General features: G+C 44.5%; 17 protein-coding genes and 2 pseudogenes. 12 read left to right on the forward strand and 7 right to left on the reverse strand.

What is annotated here, in order from left to right:
• The first annotated feature begins 2 nt into the window (after nt 1-2).
• The 7 genes from GOL65_RS12695 to GOL65_RS12725 all read left to right on the forward strand — a co-directional run bounded on the left by GOL65_RS12695 (nt 3) and on the right by GOL65_RS12725 (nt 7,465).
• Complete coding sequence (locus GOL65_RS12695; protein WP_140919093.1) at nt 3-851, forward strand: aldo/keto reductase; 849 nt, start codon at nt 3-5, stop codon at nt 849-851.
• A gap of 286 nt (nt 852-1,137) precedes the next feature.
• Nucleotides 1,138-1,776, forward strand: a complete 639-nt coding sequence (locus GOL65_RS12700; protein WP_140919094.1) for a vWA domain-containing protein — start codon at nt 1,138-1,140, stop codon at nt 1,774-1,776.
• A gap of 24 nt (nt 1,777-1,800) precedes the next feature.
• The gene (locus GOL65_RS12705) at nt 1,801-2,442 is read left to right on the forward strand and encodes a TerD family protein (RefSeq protein WP_140919095.1); all 642 of its coding nucleotides are present in this window, start codon (nt 1,801-1,803) and stop codon (nt 2,440-2,442) included.
• Nucleotides 2,442-3,080: a vWA domain-containing protein gene (locus GOL65_RS12710; RefSeq protein WP_140919096.1), complete on the forward strand. Its 639-nt coding sequence runs from the start codon at nt 2,442-2,444 to the stop codon at nt 3,078-3,080. The genes GOL65_RS12705 and GOL65_RS12710 overlap by 1 nt, the downstream gene beginning before the upstream one ends.
• Before the next feature lie 168 nt (nt 3,081-3,248).
• Nucleotides 3,249-4,289 (forward strand): TerY-C metal binding domain-containing protein, encoded by a 1,041-nt coding sequence (locus GOL65_RS12715; protein WP_140919097.1) that lies wholly within the window; start codon nt 3,249-3,251, stop codon nt 4,287-4,289.
• The gene (locus tag GOL65_RS12720; RefSeq protein ID WP_228723101.1) at nt 4,290-5,945 is read left to right on the forward strand and encodes a PP2C family serine/threonine-protein phosphatase; all 1,656 of its coding nucleotides are present in this window, start codon (nt 4,290-4,292) and stop codon (nt 5,943-5,945) included. It abuts the gene before it with no gap.
• A 20-nt stretch (nt 5,946-5,965) separates the two neighbouring features.
• Nucleotides 5,966-7,465, forward strand: a complete 1,500-nt coding sequence (locus tag GOL65_RS12725) for a helix-hairpin-helix domain-containing protein (RefSeq protein ID WP_140919098.1) — start codon at nt 5,966-5,968, stop codon at nt 7,463-7,465.
• 74 nt (nt 7,466-7,539) lie between these two features.
• Here the strand turns inward: GOL65_RS12725 and GOL65_RS12730 are convergent, their stop codons facing one another.
• The 7 genes and pseudogenes from GOL65_RS12730 to GOL65_RS22235 all read right to left on the reverse strand — a co-directional run.
• Nucleotides 7,540-8,115: a TerD family protein gene (locus GOL65_RS12730; protein ID WP_140919099.1), complete on the reverse strand. Its 576-nt coding sequence runs from the start codon at nt 8,113-8,115 to the stop codon at nt 7,540-7,542.
• 68 nt (nt 8,116-8,183) lie between these two features.
• Entirely contained in the window at nt 8,184-8,762 is a 579-nt protein-coding gene (locus GOL65_RS12735) for a TerD family protein (RefSeq protein WP_140919100.1), read from the reverse strand.
• A gap of 33 nt (nt 8,763-8,795) precedes the next feature.
• Nucleotides 8,796-9,836: a TerC/Alx family metal homeostasis membrane protein gene (locus GOL65_RS12740; RefSeq protein ID WP_140919101.1), complete on the reverse strand. Its 1,041-nt coding sequence runs from the start codon at nt 9,834-9,836 to the stop codon at nt 8,796-8,798.
• A 28-nt stretch (nt 9,837-9,864) separates the two neighbouring features.
• On the reverse strand, nt 9,865-10,314 hold the full coding sequence (locus GOL65_RS12745) for a tellurite resistance TerB family protein (protein WP_140919102.1): 450 nt from the start codon (nt 10,312-10,314) through the stop codon (nt 9,865-9,867).
• Between the two features lie 13 nt (nt 10,315-10,327).
• The gene (locus GOL65_RS12750; protein ID WP_140919103.1) at nt 10,328-11,518 is read right to left on the reverse strand and encodes a TerD family protein; all 1,191 of its coding nucleotides are present in this window, start codon (nt 11,516-11,518) and stop codon (nt 10,328-10,330) included.
• Nucleotides 11,515-12,102, reverse strand: a pseudogene (locus GOL65_RS22230) (TerD family protein); the annotation flags it as partial. The pseudogene GOL65_RS22230 and the gene GOL65_RS12750, both read right to left, overlap by 4 nt.
• A gap of 126 nt (nt 12,103-12,228) precedes the next feature.
• Nucleotides 12,229-12,717 (reverse strand): annotated as a pseudogene (locus GOL65_RS22235) (TerD family protein); the annotation flags it as partial.
• 691 nt (nt 12,718-13,408) lie between these two features.
• On the opposite strand from GOL65_RS22235, the gene GOL65_RS12760 reads away from it, so the two are divergent.
• The 5 genes from GOL65_RS12760 to GOL65_RS12780 are packed head-to-tail and all read left to right on the forward strand — an operon-like array spanning nt 13,409 to nt 18,362.
• Nucleotides 13,409-14,413 (forward strand): ATP-grasp domain-containing protein, encoded by a 1,005-nt coding sequence (locus GOL65_RS12760; RefSeq protein ID WP_140919105.1) that lies wholly within the window; start codon nt 13,409-13,411, stop codon nt 14,411-14,413.
• Nucleotides 14,414-14,453: 40 nt separating this feature from the next.
• Complete coding sequence (locus GOL65_RS12765; protein WP_140919106.1) at nt 14,454-15,566, forward strand: phosphoribosyltransferase domain-containing protein; 1,113 nt, start codon at nt 14,454-14,456, stop codon at nt 15,564-15,566.
• Entirely contained in the window at nt 15,559-16,332 is a 774-nt protein-coding gene (locus tag GOL65_RS12770; RefSeq protein WP_140919107.1) for an HAD family hydrolase, read from the forward strand. The genes GOL65_RS12765 and GOL65_RS12770 overlap by 8 nt, the downstream gene beginning before the upstream one ends.
• Before the next feature lie 12 nt (nt 16,333-16,344).
• Nucleotides 16,345-17,427, forward strand: coding sequence for a cysteine protease StiP family protein (locus tag GOL65_RS12775; RefSeq protein ID WP_140919108.1), 1,083 nt, complete (start codon nt 16,345-16,347; stop codon nt 17,425-17,427).
• The gene (locus tag GOL65_RS12780; RefSeq protein ID WP_140919109.1) at nt 17,424-18,362 is read left to right on the forward strand and encodes an HpcH/HpaI aldolase/citrate lyase family protein; all 939 of its coding nucleotides are present in this window, start codon (nt 17,424-17,426) and stop codon (nt 18,360-18,362) included. Before GOL65_RS12775 ends, GOL65_RS12780 begins: the two co-directional genes overlap by 4 nt.
• Nucleotides 18,363-18,388 lie beyond the last annotated feature (26 nt).

An 18,388-nucleotide genomic window follows, 5' to 3' on the forward strand; every position in this document is an offset into this window, starting at 1 on the left:
GCATGGCCAGACAGCACATGCGTTATATCACTTTGCCTAGCGGGGACGATGTCCCGGTATTTGGTCAGGGTACCTGGTTTATGGGGGAGCGCAGCTCCGATATTCAACGCGAAGTTCAAACCCTGCGTCATGGTATTGAGCGGGGTTTGTCACTGATTGATACCGCAGAGATGTACGCTGATGGTGGTGCCGAACGGGTAGTCGGAGCGGCAATTAAAGGCTGTCGCGACGATGTGTTTCTGGTAAGTAAAGTGCTTCCCGGTAATGCCAGTGCTCAGGGAACTATTGCTGCCTGTGAAGGCAGCTTAAAGCGCATGGGCACAGAGTATATTGACCTCTACCTGCTGCACTGGCGAGGCCATGTTCCACTGGAAGAGACGGTTAACGCTCTGGAAGATTTAGTGGAACAAGGGAAAATTGGCCAATGGGGCGTCAGCAACTTTGATGTCGACGATCTGGAAGAGCTGATGACCATTGTGGACAATGAGCGAATTGCTACCAATCAGGTACTGTATAACCTGTCTCGTAGGGGGATTGAATACGACCTGTTGCCATGGTGTCGCAGTAATAGTATGCCGGTTATGGCCTATTCCCCTATTGAACAGGCTCGCCTGCTGGAGCACCCTGCTCTGGTAGAAGTGGCAAAGCGCCACCATGCCACACCGGCGCAAATAGCTCTGGCCTGGGTATTACGCGACCATAATATTATTACTATTCCGAAGGCTTCCAGCGTTGAACATATGATAGAGAATATTGGTAGTTTAAGTATTCATCTGGAACATGAAGATTACGTTACGCTGGATGCGGCATTCCCGCCGCCATCACGGAAGAAACCTTTAGAAATGCTTTAACCGCCTGTAAAACGGACGAATAAAATGGCAAACACTTTTATTCGTCCGTTATTATTTCAATCAAAATCAATTGATTTGCATCCATATCGAATTTTTATAAATCAATTAGTTACATAAATCATCATTAACTATTATTAACTCATCTTCTGGCCGCCAAAAGCCTTGCCGACACATACCCATCAACATTTACCACAGGTTTAAGATCAGTGGTTGCGTTACTGATGAAATCAATTAATATCTTGGCATCACTTGATAAAACTTATCGTTATATTCAGTAAGGATACTCATGAGAAGACTTCCGATTTACCTGATGCTGGACACTTCTGGTTCGATGACCGGAGAACCCATTGAAGCAGTAAAAAATGGCGTTCAGACCCTGTTATCAACCCTACGACAGGATCCCTATGCATTAGAAACCGCCTATCTTTCCGTTATCACCTTCGATTCATCTGCCCGACAAGTTATCCCTCTCACTGAACTGCTTAACTTTAAATCCCCTGATTTAGTAGCGACCGGTACAACCGCCTTCGGTGAAGCCTTATCACTACTGGCCAGCAGCATTGAGAATGAAGTTCAAAAAACCACGGCAGAAATTAAAGGTGACTGGCGTCCGCTGGTCTTTATCATGACCGACGGTGCACCAACCGATGACTGGCGTAAAGGTCTGGCTGACTTTGAGAAAGCGCGTACCGGCGTGGTCGTAGCCTGTGCCGCAGGTCAGCATGCGGATACCTCCGTACTACAGGAAGTCACCGAAGTGGTACTGCAACTCGATACCGCGGATTCCAATTCCATCAAAGCCTTCTTTAAATGGGTATCTGCCAGTATTTCAGTCGGTAGCCAAAAGGTTGATTCAGGACAAAAAGAAGTGACCGGCCTGGATGATTTACCTCCACCACCACCAGAAGTTAACGTTGTACTTTAACGGAATTAAAATTAAGGAGAAGTTATGGCTGTTAGTTTAAGCAAAGGACAAGGCGTTAGTTTAAAGAAGAATGAGTTCGATTTATCTTCAGTAACCATTGGTTTAGGCTGGGATATCAACGAAGAGAAAAAAGGCTTCTTTGGTAGTCTGATGGGTAAAAAAAGCGAAGATTACGATTTAGATGTTGCTGCCTTCTTATGTGATGAGAATGGCAAAGTCAGAGATCTGGGTAACGAAACCAATGGCCGCCCGACATTAATTAATGGCGACATTGTTTTCTTTAACAGCCAGAAACATAAATCAGGCCAAATCTGGTTAACCGGCGATAACCGTACCGGTGAAGGCGACGGTGATGATGAGCAAATCATTGCTAAATTAAATACCCTGAGCCCGGAATACGCCAAAATTGTATTTATTGTACAGATCTACAAAGGTCAGGAGTTAAAGCAAAACTTTGGCAAAGTGAAGAACGCCTATATTCGCGCAGTTGATGCCAAAAATGTCGAAATGGCGCGTTTCAACCTGTCCGGTGGTGCTGAATATGCCAACCAGTGTTCACTGCTGTTTGCTGAATTAGTCAGAGAAGACAGCGGTTGGAAGCTTAACGCTATCGGTGAACCATCACCTTCAGACAGCTTTGTATCATATCTGAAGGACTACGTTTAATGAGAAGGCTACCCGTCTATATTTTGCTGGATACATCGGGCTCAATGCGTGGGGAGCCTATTCATTCAGTCAATGTTGGCATTCAGGCCATGCTCAATGCGCTTAAGCAAGATCCTTATGCATTAGAAAGCGTGCATATTTCGATTATCACCTTTGATAACGAAGCCAGAGAGCATATCCCACTGACCGCACTGGAAAACTTCCAGTTTACTGACATTGAAGTACCCAGTGCCGGTGGAACCTTTATGGGTGCGGGTCTTGAATTACTGATTGAACTGGTAGACCGCGACGTTAAGCGTTCAACCGAAGATCAAAAAGGTGACTGGCGACCGCTGGTATTCCTGATGACCGACGGTAGTCCATCGGATGCTTATGCCTATACTCAGGCAATTGGCGAAATCAAGAAACGTCCTTTTGGTTCAATTATCGCCTGTGCCGCAGGACCTAAAGCCAAACATGAGTATCTGACCCAGCTAACCGATCAAGTGGTTTCTCTCGATACATTAGATTCCACTGCCTTTTCCAGCTTCTTCAAATGGGTATCGGCAAGCGTTTCCATTGGTAGCAGTAGTGCAGGGATTGCAGACACACAAAGTACCCTCCCTCCTCCTCCTCCGGAAATTCAACTGGTTCTGTAAAATCCGAATGGCAAAGCTCAGATATGCTTTGCCATTCTTATTTACGCTCATCTGGCTGAACCTATAACGTTTGGTACTAACGGCTATTTTTACCTAAAGGTCATTTCAATCACAGATGATGGCCTTCAAGTAAAAATAGAACTCAAATTGACATAAAGGATTTAGGTTATGAGAAGACTTCCCATTTTTTTCGTTCTCGATTGCTCCGAATCGATGATTGGAGAAAATCTGAAAAAGCTCAATGATGGTCTGCAAATGATCATTAGCGATCTAAAACGAGATCCCCACGCGCTGGAAACGGTTTATATCTCCGTTATCGCCTTTGCCGGTATAGCTAAAACCATTGCACCATTGGTTGAGGTGGTTTCATTTTATCCACCAAGATTACCTCTTGGCGGTGGAACCTCCCTTGGTGGTGCGCTTGATGAACTGGCCTATCAAATCGACCGCAATGTAATAAAAACTACCGCCGACCGCAAAGGGGACTGGAAACCTATTGTTTATTTACTGACTGATGGTCGCCCTACGGATAATTACACCGACACGGTTAAACGCTGGAAAGAACAGTACTCGAAAAAAGCCAACCTGATTGCTATTGGCCTTGGCCAGTCTGCGGACCTCAACATACTACGTCAGTTAACCGATAACGTATTGCTATTTGAAGATACCCAAGAGGGTGACTTCACTAAATTTGTAAAATGGATCACCGCCTCGGTGGTAGCCCACAGCCGTAGCGTTGGTGAAGAGCCGCCTCCACTATTGTCTAAAACCGATGAAATTGTGCGTTTAGCCAAAGATGAAGTGGCACGCGCTTATGATGATTCATGTGTAACGCTGGTGGGTCGTTGTAATAAAACAGAACGTCCATATCTGATCAAATATGAGCGTCCTAACGTTAATACCTCATCACTTAATTTTAAGCTAAATCTTAATCGCTTTAACTTAACCGGCTGCTTCCCCATTGATGAAGATTACTTCTCGTGGAGCGATAACTCAGTATCGACTCTGCAAGTTAACACCTCAGAACTGGAAGGCGTACCTGGTTGCCCACACTGTGGTAACTCAACGGCTTTTGCCGTTTGCGGTTGTGGAAAGTTAATCTGCGTTAATGGCCCGGAAGTGGTCAATTGCCCGTGGTGCAAACAGACCATTAAGTTTAACGATCACGGTAGCGACCATGATTTTGACGTAAACAGAGGGAAAGGCTAAATGACAAATAATACGCGAGCGCTGCTGACTGCTGGACTAAGCAATGTAACGCCACGTTTATCTGAACTCGAACTCAGCCATCTGGAAAAACAGGCTGAGATTCAGCACATACTCAGTCGCTTCAGTCAGGAGCTGAATGAAAAAGTTCAGCAACTTAATGCACCACCGCCCCTGTCTCCAGAGTCAATTGATCAAGCTGAACCCGTTTCGAAAACCACGTCAGTGGATGAAATAATGCCAGCGGCAACAGAGAGTGATATCACTGCAGATAATAATCCTCCTACCACATTCGCTCAAAATGACAACGAAGCGCCACTGGAAATCGCTCTGGTTGCTGAAGACATTATCATCTGCATTAATTCAGAGGCTAACACAGCAGCAGAAATGAGCGAGCCACCTCCCACCGAGGTCGCGGTACCAATTTCACCACTGAGACCGGGGCAGGTTCCCGTTCAGTCTGCTGTTCCGGCCACAGCACCTAAAGAGGCATCAATGCCAAAAGTTAATTTTGCCTTCGCCAATGCCAGAGTGGGTACTGCCTATCTCTCCAGAATTGACGCCAGCAGCCATTACGGTGAACCAGTGACTGTCCAGGAAATTAAGTTTAGCCATGATATTGGCATTAGCTTTAATCCTGAAACTCAGGAGTTATACGGTACACCAAGCATTGATGGTGATTATCAGCTGTTTATCAAATGGACTATCGATGGGAAATCATCCCACACCTCAGAAGCATTAATGATTGTTAATCCCGATCCACGCAGCCTGTGGAAAATCATCGAGCCACCGGCAGACGATAAGTATTTTAAATCCAACACTGATCATCAAATGATCGATCAGGATGGGGTTAAAATTGCCGCCGCCAGCCGTCGCGGTCGTTCTCATGAACATGTTGGTTCATTCAGAGACGATGACTTTTTTATCTCTCATGATAGCGAAACCGACTGGAGCATTATGATCGTCGCCGATGGTGCCGGTAGTGCTCAAAACTCGCGACGTGGTTCACAGCTGGCCTCACAGACGGCGGGAAGCTATCTGAGTAAGCAAATGCAGGGCGAACTGGGGCAAAAGTTGAAATCCCTGATTCAAGACTGGCAGCCTGAGTCACAAAAACAGATCGGTCCCCTGTTCTCTGACCTATACAGAAATGCAGCTAAACTGGCGGTGAATGCCATCGAAAGCGAAGCTATCGATATGGCCCAGACCACCAAGTCTTACTCCACCACGCTGCTGGCAACGGTGTCTATTCGTATCAATGATGAACTGTTTGCTGCGGCATTCTGGATGGGCGATGGCGCTATTGCTGCTTACGGCCCGGTTGGAAAAGTGCGTTTACTGGGAATGCCGGACAGCGGCGAATACGCCGGTCAGACTCGTTTTCTGGATAACGATGCAATTAATGACAGCAGCTTTAATAACCGCATTATGATTGGAAAATGGACTGAAATTACCCATCTGATACTGATGACCGATGGCGTATCTGATCCCTATTTTGAAACGGATAACGGACTGATCTCCAGCGATAAGTGGGATCTTCTGGTTAATGAAATTCTACCTTGCCTTCAATCTGACCAAGCCGCAGAGAAACTCACAGAGTGGTTAAATTTCTTCTCGCCGGGTAATCATGACGATCGCACCATAGCTGTTAGCTGGTAATGCAGAAAGGATAAGTTTACATGGCAAATATCATTACTTGTAAAACTGTAGACGGTAAAACCGTACAGTATGTCGACAACATCATTGGCTCCGGCGCCATGAAAGATGTCTATTTTTCTCCTGATAAGTCCTATGTTGTAGCTTTCTACAAAACCCAGCAAGATGCACAGGCTGTCGATCGTATTCAGATGATTACCGGCAGATTTAAACAAAGCATCTTTGAGCAAGTTGGTGGAGAGTACTGGAAAGACTTATTCTGCTGGCCAACCGATATGATTGAACATAATGGCAAGTTGGGAATTGTCGTTCCGACTTATCAAAGCCATTTCTTTTTCAAATATGGTTCAAAAAATGACGATTTTCTTGCCATTAAGGGAAGAGAGAAAGAAGGTAAATGGTTCGCCAGCGCTAACAACCAGAACAAATTCCTCGATCCCCGTGAACGAGGTAATACCCTGAATTATTTGAAGGTCTGTATTCTTCTGGCACGAGCAGTACGCCGAATGCACGCTGCCGGGCTATGCCACAGCGATCTTAGCTACAAAAATGTGCTGATTGACCCGGAACAGGGTCATGCCTGCGTCATCGATATTGATGGTCTGGTAGTTCCCGGTAAATATCCACCTGACGTGGTGGGTACACCTGACTTTATCGCACCTGAAGTGGTGAAGACCAGTCACCTGCCAAAGGAAGACAAAAACCGCTTCCTGCCGAGTATTTTGACTGACCGTCATGCCCTGTCAGTGCTGATCTATATGTATCTGTTTTATCGGCATCCGCTGCGCGGCGGCAAAATTCATGACATTGACGATGAACTGCGTGATGAATCCCTTTCCATGGGTGAAAAAGCGCTGTTCATTGAAAACCCAACTGACCGCAGCAATGCGGTAAAAATGAATCAGGTTAAGGCTTCTTCACTGCCCTGGGCTGATACCAATAAACTGCCTTACACCCTGATGGGACCTTATCTGTCAGCGCTGTTTGAGAAGGCATTTATTACCGGCCTGCATGAACCATCGAAAAGACCAACTGCAGATGAATGGGAAACCGCACTGGTTAAAACCGTTGACCTGATTCAGCCATGCCAGAACCAAGCCTGTGAGCAGAAATGGTATGTTTTCTCCGGAAAGACCCAACCCTGTTGCCCCTATTGCGGAACGCCATACAAAGGTAAGTTACCGATTTTGAATCTGTATTCATCTCGTAAAGAGGGCTCGTTCCGACCTGATGATCATCGCCTGATGGTATGGACCGGACAGTCAATTTATCAGTGGCACGTCAATCGTCTGATTGCACCGAATGAACGTACCACCGCAGAACAGAAGAAGCGGGTTGGTTACTTTCAGTTCCATAACAATCAATGGTGGCTGGTGAATGAAGGCATTAAAGAGCTATTGGTTCTGCCGGACAAACGCCAAATTGCTATTGGCGACAAGCTGGAACTCACCGATGGACTTCAGTTTGTGCTGTCAACGGAAGAAGGTGGCAGACTGGTAGTGGTTCAAATGGTAGATAATTAATCTACCTGTTCATTAAGCATGAAAAAGCCGCGAACTATTCGCGGCTTTTTTGATAACTTTTAATCAAAAAACGATTAAATGTTTACACCGTACTGGATAGCTAATGCAGCCAGACCACCGGCAAAGCCTTGTCCGATTGCCTTGAATTTCCACTCTGCACCGTGCTTATACAATTCACCAAAGATCATTGCAGTTTCCGTTGAGGCGTCTTCACTCAGGTCAAAACGTGCAATTTCCTGGCTATTGTCGTTATTCACAACGCGCATATAAGCCGAACTAACCATACCAAAGTTTTGCTTCAGTTTTTCAGCTTCGTGGATGGTTACAGAGAAAACCAGCTTCTTCACATCTTCAGGAACTTTATCCAGTGTGATCAGCACTTTCTCATCATCACCATCGCCTTCACCGGTACGGTTATCACCCTGGTGAACCACTGAACCACATGGGCTGGTTTTGTTATTAAAGAAAATGAATCCGGAATCGCTGATCACTTTACCCGCTTCGTTAACCATGAATACAGATGCATCCAGATCGAAGTCTGCACCATCAGTAACACGAGTATCCCAACCTAAGCCAATCATTGCTTTAGTCATTGTAGGTGCTTCTTTAGTTAAAGAAACATTACCGCCTTTGCTTAATGATACTGCCATAGTATTAATTCCTGTTAATTGAGTAAGATGTTACAAAGAGGACACTCAAAGAGTGCCCAATATTTTTGTTAGCCAACCTGAATACCATATTGGGTAGCCATTGCTGCCAGACCACCGGCATAACCCTGACCTACCGCTCTAAACTTAAACTCGCCGTTATGACGATACAGCTCACCGAACACCATGGCCGTTTCGGTTGAAGCATCTTCGCTCAGGTCGTAACGTGCAATTTCAATATTGGTTAGCTCATTCACAACACGAATAAATGCGTTAGCTACCTGACCAAAATTTTGGCGGCGAGATTCTGCATCATGAATGGTTACGGTAAACACTACTTTTTCCACATCAGCAGGGATACTTGCCAAATTAATTTTCAATGATTCGTCATCACCATCGCCATCACCGGTACGGTTATCGCCAGTATGTTCAACAGAACCACAGTTAGATTTCAGGTTGTTATAGAAAATAAAATCATTATCACCACGAACTTTACCGTTCGCAGACAGCAAAAACGCGGAAGCATCCAGATCAAAATCTGCGCCATCGGTAGAACGGTCATCCCATCCTAAACCAATAAGTACACGAGTCATTTGAGGATCGGCTTTGCTTAACGATACGTTTCCGCCTTTTGATAAACTAACACCCATTACTTACTCCTTTAATAATTTAGCGTTTGTAAATTAAGATACTGACTCTGAATCATTTTCTTCTTTTTCAGGCCAAATCAGACTCGCCAACACGCCAAGAGCTAACATTCCCAGCACGATAAACAGACTGGTTGTTGGATCAATGGTGTATCCGTGTCCAAATAAGTGCGCCGATGCGTTTAATGCCAGTTTTGCCGCAATGAAGAATAACAACGCAATAATTGCTTTTTCCAGGTGCACTAAATATTGCTTCATCGCTTCCAGAACGAAATACAGAGTACGCAAGCCTAAAATCGCAAACATCATAGCGCTATATACAATCAGAGGCTCCCGGCTAACGGCAATAACCGCAGGCACCGAGTCAAACGCAAACATCACATCACTTAATTCAATCACCACCACGCATAAAAATAGCGGTGTTGCATAGAACATGCCTTTGCCAATCTTACCCACTAAATCTGAGTTTTCTGGCTTGGCCAGCTCGGTATCAAGCTCTTTCTGATTAAGTAAAAAGCGATTACCGGCCAGTTTTGGATAAGAAGGAAACAGTTTCTTGGCAAAACGATAGGCGAAGTGCGATGAATAATCTTCAATCTCATCGTCATCACCACCGCTGCGTAGCATCATTACCCCGGTAAAGGCGACGATAATCGCAAACAGGATTTCGACCCAAGGGCCCAGTACCAACAGACCGGTACCAATAACCACGAAAATAGCTCTGAAGACGATCGCCCCAATAATTCCCCAATACAGCAGGCGGTGGCGATAAACATCCGGTACAGCAAACCATGAGAAGATAGCCATCATCACAAACAGGTTATCAACGGAGAGCGCCTTCTCTAACACATATCCTGTGATATAGAGGCTGGCAACGTTTTCGCCATGATGAACATATAAATAACCACCAAATACCAATGCCGTTGCAACCCAAAAGAGCGACCATAGTACCGCGCTTTTCAGGCTGATTACGGTATCTTTGCGGTGTGCATATAAATCAATAATGATTGCGGCCAGAGCAATACCAATAAAGACCAGAACTGTCTCAATAGGGAACCCTAATGAAGTTGTTTCCATTCTAATTACTTACCTTCCAATTTAAGGGTTACAGACCAAAATCTTGCGGATCAAGGTTCAGTTCTTTTGCCATTTGTCGAACCACTTTCTGTTCAGATTCGTCGAAATTACCATCACTGGCACCAACAGCAATACAAACTCGAATCATTAAACGAGCCGCATCAACGTTAGTACGCAGTTTGCCTACTGTTTTTAATGCTTCAGCTTCACCAATCGCGTGGTCAAACTCAAAGCTGGAAACTGTTTTATTGAAAAAGGCAATAACATCAGCCATATCAAAAACTTTTAACTCATCCGAGTTTTTGATAAAGGTTGCCATTTTCTGTTTTTCTTCACTGCTTACCGTACCATCCGCAGCAGCAACTAAAGCACAACCTGCTACGGTTGCTTCCATAAAAGCACGGTTTTTAAATTTACCGATCTCTTTAGTCAGCGTCTCTTTACCAGACTGAATCACTGCCTTTAATTTGTCTAACATGTTTTTATCTCCATCATTTTGAACCAGCAGCCCAGCGAAAGCCCCAACGGAAGGCATTATCCATATCCTTATGTCCGCTGAAATATTGGTTAATACGTTCAATGTTGATAGACCCGTTATGGTTAACCAAGCGAGCTATCGCACACATACCATTTCTGTTCTGGCCTTCCGTTAAACGCGTTTCGATTGGTCCCTGACCCGGCATATGTATGGTAACCACACCATCCGTTTGAGCCCAGTTAGGTACCCCTTTATAAATAAAGGCAAACACCAGAACTTCATCTATATTCTTCCATTGTGAACCGTTGATATGTAGCCATTCACCATCGGTGACAGCCCCGGTTCGATCGTCCCCTTGTAGTTCAACATAAGGGTCCGAATCAAAATAACCAAAGGAATTCCCTAATGCCTGTATTACCCACTTATCATCATCTTTCAGACGAACAAAAGCACCTAAATCTAAATCAATAGCCTTATTGGCACCCAGCAGGTTATTCAAAAAGCCTTTACTTTCCGTTTTCTGATTCCAGTTTAAATTAACCCGAATCAGTCCAAAATCATCTTTCTTACTGAGACTAACCCGAGGGCTTTCTTTGGTTAATGAGATTTTACTTAAGTTTACACTCGACTGCCCCGTGGATGCGGCAGGAGAAGGCGCAGGAGCAGGAGCAGGTGGTGGCGATGGCGGAGCGACAGGTGCTTCATCAGCATTGACTTCAACACCAAAGTGCTCTGCCAGCGGCTTTAAGCCACCGTTGAATCCCTGATCGATAAAGCGGAACTTCCATTCATCATTACGGCGATATAACTCACCCAGAATTAACGCAGCTTCCGCACGACCGGACATTCCCACGTTAGCAACAATCATCACTTCATTATTGCATTCAACCTGAATCGCCAGCTTACTCAGTGCCTGGATAGTGTCGTTATTATCGCAGGTAAGAGCAAAGGTAATTTTCTTAACCGACGCTTTAACCTTAGGTAAATTCACTTCAAAAATGGAGGTTTGTCCTTCCTCTAACAAACTCACGCTGCCATCATCATTGGTTTTCTGACCGTAGAACACCATATCAGTATCGCCAGATACTTTATCGTTGTCATACAACCGATAAGCAGAAACATCCGCTGCTTTACCAGAGATGATTTTGACTTTTAAAATCGATGATGGGACGGAGGTATTGCCTCCTGCAACTAATTCTTTCACTGAGAAAGCTCCCGTTTAATTTGTGGAATCATATCCTTGACTGTCCGGCCGTTAATCGCAATACCGTGCGCTTTAAACGTCCAGTCACCATGGTTACGGCTAAGCGAGGCAATAAATACCCCAGTATGACCACCCTGCTCCGTCAGGTTATAACGAACTAACTCTTTCTTGTTGGAATCCACCACCCGGCAGAAAGCATTGGCGACCTGGTTAAAAGTCTGACCTCTGAAACTGTTTACGGTAAAAGCCAAAGTACTCACGTTAGCCGGAAGCTGTTTCAGATCAACGGTGATGACTTCATCGTCGCCATCCCCTTCACCGGTCAGGTTATCACCGTGATGAATCACCGAGCGACATTTCGACTTAAGGCGCATAAACCAGACATTCTCAATTAACTGGTTATTAGCATCAAGCAAAATGCAGGACGCATCTAAATCAATACTGCCACCACCGCCCAGTAGCTTACCAAAGAAGCCTCCACCGGAGCCTGATGATACAGGATCCCAACCTAGTCCGATGTCGACTTTAGATAATGCAGAGGACATTTTAGTTAGCGACACTGACTGGTGTTTAGTTAAAGAAACTTTACCCGACGGCCCGGCAACCGGTGCAGAGGCTGGAGCTGGAGTTGATACTGGCGCTGGGGCTGCTGGAGCAGGAGTAGAAACGGCTGGCTCATCATCTGCCACTTCAATACCAAAATGTTCAGCCAATGGCTTCAAACCACCATTAAAACCTTGGGAGATAAACCGGAATTTCCATTCATCATTACGGCGGTACAGCTCACCTAAAATAAGTGCGGCTTCACTACGCCCGGCCAGTTCTGAGTTAGCGGCAATCAAACACTCACCGGCAGATTCAACCTGAATAGCCAGTTTTCCCAGCGATTGAATCGTCTCGTTTTTATCACAGGTCAGAGCAAAAGCGACTTTTTTAACCGCCGCTCGCATTTTGGACAGATTAACTTCAAAAACGGAGGTCAGGCCTTCTTCTATCAAGTTGATGCTAAGGTCATCATTAGTTTTTTGCCCGTAAAACACCATATCTGAATCACCAGATACTTTATCGTTATCATACAAACTATAGGCTGAAATATCGGCAGCTTTACCAGAGATTATCTTGATTCTTAAAGTGGAGGATGGAACCGAGGCGTTGCCTCCTGCAATGAGTTCTTTCACTAAATAACACTCCAATGTCATTGAACCAGCGATAACCAGCTGATTATCACTATATTGAATACTATAACTTACTGTTTGGTATTAATTAAAATACATATCGTTAAATGCGTACTGTTTCTGATACTGCAACGCTTAACCTGATGCTTTCAAATTTGTCGATAATAATAAAATTCTAACCATTGAGAAGAAAATCGACACTAAACCATCATAATGTTGCATTATCTTATTAGTATCTGCCGAAAAAATGTCAACTTTAATTCCACCCACTCATCATTTTACTAGCCTAATATATCTTTTTTATGAAAGCGAGTAGGTTTTTATCGGACTTTTAACCAGAAAATAACTTACTTGTAGAATAATTTCACAACAAACTAATTAACAGATTAAACAATTGCCTTTGAAAAACCATAACTTAATAAATTAAAAAGAGATTTTAATAAAATAATTTCGACATCTTTCCAAAAAAACAAAATTTTATCTATCAAAATGACGCTTTAATTAAGATATAATTTTACTTATTGAGGCTAATACTCTTCGACTGATAAAATGTTGATAAATTCACTCCAATGTACAAAAATACTCTTTTCAATTAAAAGCGCCTGTGTAGTAAAAGTTTTATCTATCGATATCACAACATAATGTAAGATAACCACTGTTTTATCTACAAACGCAATCATATAAATTCAGGCTGGTGCGATTAAGGAAGCGTTTCATGCTGCTATTTACCGAAGGATTATCGTCACAAAGAGAAATCATTGCTGAGATAAAAACCCTTTTTCCGTCTCTGTTTGTTGTGTCCACACACTCTCAAGAGCGTCCCGAAATTCATGAGTTCTCTGATAGCACTGAAGCTGAACCTAAAAATGCCGATCTCCGCCTGGCATTTTTACGCGATATCATTAGCAAATATGGCATAAAGCTGATTCATGCAGGCAAGCATACATTATGGTATGAAGCACATCGTAATAGCATTGAATCGTTAGGTGTTACGCTGGTAACCGGCGTTTCTGATGTTGAGATGTTTGAAATTGCTGACAGCAAAATTCGTTTTGCTCAGTTGATGAAGCAGCACCGGCTTCCGGTTGTGCCTTCAATAGAAATTACCGATGCGGATCAGTTAGAAGCTGAACTCAAATCTCGTCCTTTTGGTAACGATGCCCTGTATTGCGTTAAGCCGGTAAAAGGCATTTACGGTATGGGCTTCTGGAAGCTTGCTGATGATATTCCTGCCGCCAGATGCTTTTACGACACTGATTCGCGCATGGTAAACACCAAGGTATTTTTGCATGCGATGAAACAATCCAATGACTTTAAACCATTAGTATTAATGCCTTATTTAGATGGTCCTGAACGCTCGGTTGATATGGTTGTCAAACAGGGAGTGGTTATTAAGGCTGTGGCCAGAGTTAAAAATGGCTCTTACCAAACCTTTGAAGAATCAGGACCGGCTATCGATCTGGCTATCGCTTGCGCCTCAATACTCAAAGCTGACGGCATTGTTAATGTTCAAACCCGCAATGCACCAGACGGAAGTCCGGTTTTATTAGAGATAAATCCTCGTCCATCGGGAGGTATCGGTTATTTAGGCCATTCTGGTATCAGCCTGCCAGCACTGTTTGTCCAGACCTATCTTGATATTAGGCCCGCAGTGAGCGCTACAGACCATCTCCTGCCAAATATCAAAGTTCGCCCTTTAACGCAGGCCATTATTGTTTAATGACGAGAACTGTTTTCTCTTCATATTATCAGGGAATCGAATGTTAACAATTGAGCTATCAACCGGTGTCATTTCAGTGCGCTCTGACCAACCCGCTGATTTTAATGCACTGTTTGAAATGGCAGAAAGAAATAATCCTAAACGTTCTTTTCTGTTTGTCAGTAAGGTGCTGGGGAAACATATCCCGGTAACACCGTCGGCAATGAAGGCCTGCCATCATGCTTTGGCGGCGAAAATACCTGCTGACTTACCCCAGCCGATACTTTTTATTGGCATGGCTGAAACTGCCGTTGGGCTAGCCGCAGGGGTACACCGTGAATACACGCGGGCAGGGAATCAAGCCTGTCTGGTCACCTCTACCCGTCACCCGGTGGATGGCGAGCTATTTTGTGAATTCAAAGAGAATCACAGCCATGCTACCGACCATCTGATTTATCTTCCTGAGGACCCACAGCTGCGCGAAATGTTTTTGCAGGCGCGCTCACTGGTTCTGGTTGATGATGAAGCGACTACCGGTAATACCTTCTGCAATCTTTATCAATCATTGTTCGCGGCTGGCCTGTCGAACCTGTCGCAAATCGTTACCGTAACCCTGACCAACTGGAGTGATGGCGCATTAGCTCAACGATTAGATATTCCAGTTAATGAAGTCTGTCTGATTTCTGGTTCCTGGTCATGGCAGCCGAAAGAAGATGCACCCATTCCAGTGATGCCATCCGTTAACGTAACTGCCCGTGGGCTAGCCCCAATGGCTACACAACAAAACTGGGGGCGATTGGGCTGTATCCAACATAGATTAACGCTGATGCGAGATCACACCCGGTATACCGGAAAAAAAGTATTGGTTTTAGGTACCGGCGAATTTATGTGGCAACCATTTCTGTTAGGCGAACAGTTAGAAGCGGCTGGCGCTGAGGTATATCTCAGCTCTACCACCCGCTCACCGATCTCTACGGGTATGGCAATCAAATGTGGCGTTGCCTTCTCTGATAATTATGGGCTGGGTATTGCGAATTATATGTATAACATCGTCCCTGATGAGTATCAGCATATCTTGCTGTGTTGCGAAACACCGGCTGCATTTGTCGATCCTGAACTATTGGCTTATTTGAGCAGTGGTAAAGCCGTGCTGGAGGTTATTGTTCATGATTAATACCTCACAGCCAATCGCCCTGATCGATCTGGATGACACCATTTTTCAAACCAGACGCAAGATGCTTAATGAGCTAAATATTGAGCCCAAACATGTCGGTGCGCTGGACAGGGAGTATCAACCCCGCAGTTTTATGTCCGAAAAGCAGTTCAATTTTGTCAGTTGGCTGTTAAGTACCGCAGAAACCATTCCTGTTACCGCCAGAGGTACCGAGGAACTATCCAGAGTTCAGGTCCCTTTTACCAGTTGGGCTATTGCCACACATGGTGCGGTGATTCTAAACAAACACCGGCAGCCAGACGAAGAGTGGAAAAGCATTGTGCTCAACAGATTGCAATATATCTCTCCGTTGGTGGTTCAACTTCGCGATGCCTGTGAGCAACTGTTAAGCAAAATGCAGGTTAACGGCTGGGCCAGGATCAACTATGAGTACGATAGCCAGCCGGTCTATTTTGTGATGAAACACACTGACAGCACTAAAACTGAAGAGATTTATCAGGTTGCCGATCGATTAATCAAAGAGCAGGATTGCTCCGAGTTTTATCTGCATCGTAACGGCAATAATGTTGCCTTCTTACCTCACTGCATCGATAAAGGTCAGGCGGTTCAACACCTGCTCGACAGATTACTGGCCGACGCTCCCGATCGCCCGGTATTAGGCTTAGGTGATAGCACCAGCGACCATCGTTTTTTGCATTTATGTGACTGGTTTGGCATGCCTAAAAATAGTCAGTTATCGCAATTTCTATCATCTTTAATTACGTAAGTTGGAGTTAACGTGGCATTACACGGATTTTCCGGATCGTATCCTGTTGAATGGATAAATTTTCTCTTAAACACCGTCGTTACCGAATTAACGCCAGTAGAAGAAAAAGAGCGATTGATTCAAAGCGGAGAGAAACACTATTCAGATATGCTCAGCGAAGAACCTGAGCCGAGCGCCTTTCATCTTGAGCTTTATCAGGGGGCTCTGGAAGCAGGAAGCTATCGACTGGCCACGGAAGTGATGGCATTGGCCAAAGCGTTAGCCAACAACCTGCCAAATCAGGAGATTGTTTTAATCAGCCTGGTCAGAGCCGGAGTTCCTCTTGGTGTCTTGCTGCATCTGGCATTGAAAAAGTTGGGCATTCGTTCATTCCATTATGGCATCAGCATTATCCGCGATCGAGGTATCGATAATGCTGCCATGACGCAAATCGAGCAACAACACGGTACCGAAGGTATCGTATTTGTTGATGGCTGGACTGGCAAAGGGGCCATTACCCAAGAGCTACGACATTCTCTATCCACTCGCCCAGGCTATCCGGATCGCGATCGCTTAGTCGTGCTGGCTGATGTTTGCGGTAGTGCATGGTTAAGTGCCTCAACTGACGACTGGTTGATTCCCTTTGGTATTCTGGGAGCTCCGGTTTCCGGGCTAATATCTCGTTCCATCTGGTCTGGTAATGACTATCATGGCAGCGTCCAGTGCAATCATTTAGCCAAATTTGACCGTAGCGTTTCCTTTATAAATACAGTAACTAAAGAATGGGATGACATTGATATCGCGGCAATTAAACCCGCTGTATGCGATGACCCAACGGTTTATCCGCTATTAAAAATGAGTCAGGATACTGTTACTTCTCTGGCTAACCAGTATGGCATCAAAAATCTTAATCGTATCAAGCCGGGCATTGCCGAAGCGACACGTGCCGTATTAAGACGGCTTCCGGACCATGTATTAGTGCGTTCTAAAACTGATAGCGATGTTTCTCTGCTGATGTATCTGACCGAAAAATTAGCTATTCCGGTACAGGAAGTTGGAGATGACATTGCCCCCTATCGAGCTATTACTATTATTAAAAAGGTAGGTAAAGAATGATTACTCCCTACGATTTAGGTGCAACATTGTATATGCCCGCCACCCGAAACGACCTGTTTCAGGTGATCGCTCAAAATAAGTACCCTAACTTAAAGTCATTAGTTATTTGTCTTGAAGATGCAGTGGTTGAGAAAGAAATTAAGCTGGGAATCGAAAACCTCAGTCAATTACTGTCCAATATTGCCGATCTTAATCTGAAAGATACCCCACTGATATTTATTCGTCCGCGCAATATTCCTATGGCTAAAACGCTGATAGAAAGGCTGGATTTAAGCAAAGTTACCGGGTTCGTTCTGCCTAAATTCGAACTTGATCAGGTTGAGGAATGGAGCCAGACACTATCTGGCACACATCTTTTAGCCATGCCAACACTGGAAACAGCAAACTGCTTTGATGCAACCAGGATGAATATCCTGGCAAACACCATGCGTAACGATGCTTATTTCTCCCGGAAAACCATTGTATTAAGGATCGGTGGTAATGACTTAATGCATGTTCTGGGTATTCGTCGTAATCGTTCCAGAACCTTATACGACGGCCCATTAGGCTATGTAATAAAAATGATTGTTTGTATCTTTGGTGCTCAGGGATTTTATATGACCGCCCCGGTATGTGAAATTATCGACTCTCCGACCATATTGCTGGCCGAGTTGGAAATTGATAACGAACATGGTCTGGTTGGAAAAACCGCGATTCACCCGAAACAAATAGAACATATCAATAATGCTTTTAAGGTTCAGGTCACCGATTACCTTGATGCGCTAAAAATCCTGAATAGTAACAGTGCCGTTTTCCAGTCTAACGGTGCTATGTGTGAGCCAGCAACCCACCACATGTGGGCACAAAATATTGTTTCTCGCTCGCAATCTTATGGTTTTGCGGATGAAGTTCCGCATGCTTTATATGAGCAACATCAATCAGAAAAAATTCTGTAATCTTCTGATAGAATCTGCCGCTACGA

The organism is Limnobaculum xujianqingii, assembly GCF_013394855.1.
Lineage (GTDB): Bacteria > Pseudomonadota > Gammaproteobacteria > Enterobacterales > Enterobacteriaceae > Limnobaculum > Limnobaculum xujianqingii.

What these genes read in the sequence shown, in the direction of transcription:
- GOL65_RS12720 (WP_228723101.1), top strand. Translation starts at nt 4,290, where the DNA reads ATGACAAATAATACGCGAGCGCTGCTGACTGCTGGACTAAGCAATGTA.
- GOL65_RS12745 (WP_140919102.1), bottom strand. Translation starts at nt 10,314, where the DNA reads ATGTTAGACAAATTAAAGGCAGTGATTCAGTCTGGTAAAGAGACGCTG.
- GOL65_RS12710 (WP_140919096.1), top strand. Translation starts at nt 2,442, where the DNA reads ATGAGAAGGCTACCCGTCTATATTTTGCTGGATACATCGGGCTCAATG.
- GOL65_RS12740 (WP_140919101.1), bottom strand. Translation starts at nt 9,836, where the DNA reads ATGGAAACAACTTCATTAGGGTTCCCTATTGAGACAGTTCTGGTCTTT.
- GOL65_RS12705 (WP_140919095.1), top strand. Translation starts at nt 1,801, where the DNA reads ATGGCTGTTAGTTTAAGCAAAGGACAAGGCGTTAGTTTAAAGAAGAAT.
- GOL65_RS12780 (WP_140919109.1), top strand. Translation starts at nt 17,424, where the DNA reads ATGATTACTCCCTACGATTTAGGTGCAACATTGTATATGCCCGCCACC.
- GOL65_RS12700 (WP_140919094.1), top strand. Translation starts at nt 1,138, where the DNA reads ATGAGAAGACTTCCGATTTACCTGATGCTGGACACTTCTGGTTCGATG.
- GOL65_RS12715 (WP_140919097.1), top strand. Translation starts at nt 3,249, where the DNA reads ATGAGAAGACTTCCCATTTTTTTCGTTCTCGATTGCTCCGAATCGATG.
- GOL65_RS12760 (WP_140919105.1), top strand. Translation starts at nt 13,409, where the DNA reads ATGCTGCTATTTACCGAAGGATTATCGTCACAAAGAGAAATCATTGCT.
- GOL65_RS12725 (WP_140919098.1), top strand. Translation starts at nt 5,966, where the DNA reads ATGGCAAATATCATTACTTGTAAAACTGTAGACGGTAAAACCGTACAG.
- GOL65_RS12770 (WP_140919107.1), top strand. Translation starts at nt 15,559, where the DNA reads ATGATTAATACCTCACAGCCAATCGCCCTGATCGATCTGGATGACACC.
- GOL65_RS12765 (WP_140919106.1), top strand. Translation starts at nt 14,454, where the DNA reads ATGTTAACAATTGAGCTATCAACCGGTGTCATTTCAGTGCGCTCTGAC.
- GOL65_RS12695 (WP_140919093.1), top strand. Translation starts at nt 3, where the DNA reads ATGGCCAGACAGCACATGCGTTATATCACTTTGCCTAGCGGGGACGAT.
- GOL65_RS12735 (WP_140919100.1), bottom strand. Translation starts at nt 8,762, where the DNA reads ATGGGTGTTAGTTTATCAAAAGGCGGAAACGTATCGTTAAGCAAAGCC.
- GOL65_RS12730 (WP_140919099.1), bottom strand. Translation starts at nt 8,115, where the DNA reads ATGGCAGTATCATTAAGCAAAGGCGGTAATGTTTCTTTAACTAAAGAA.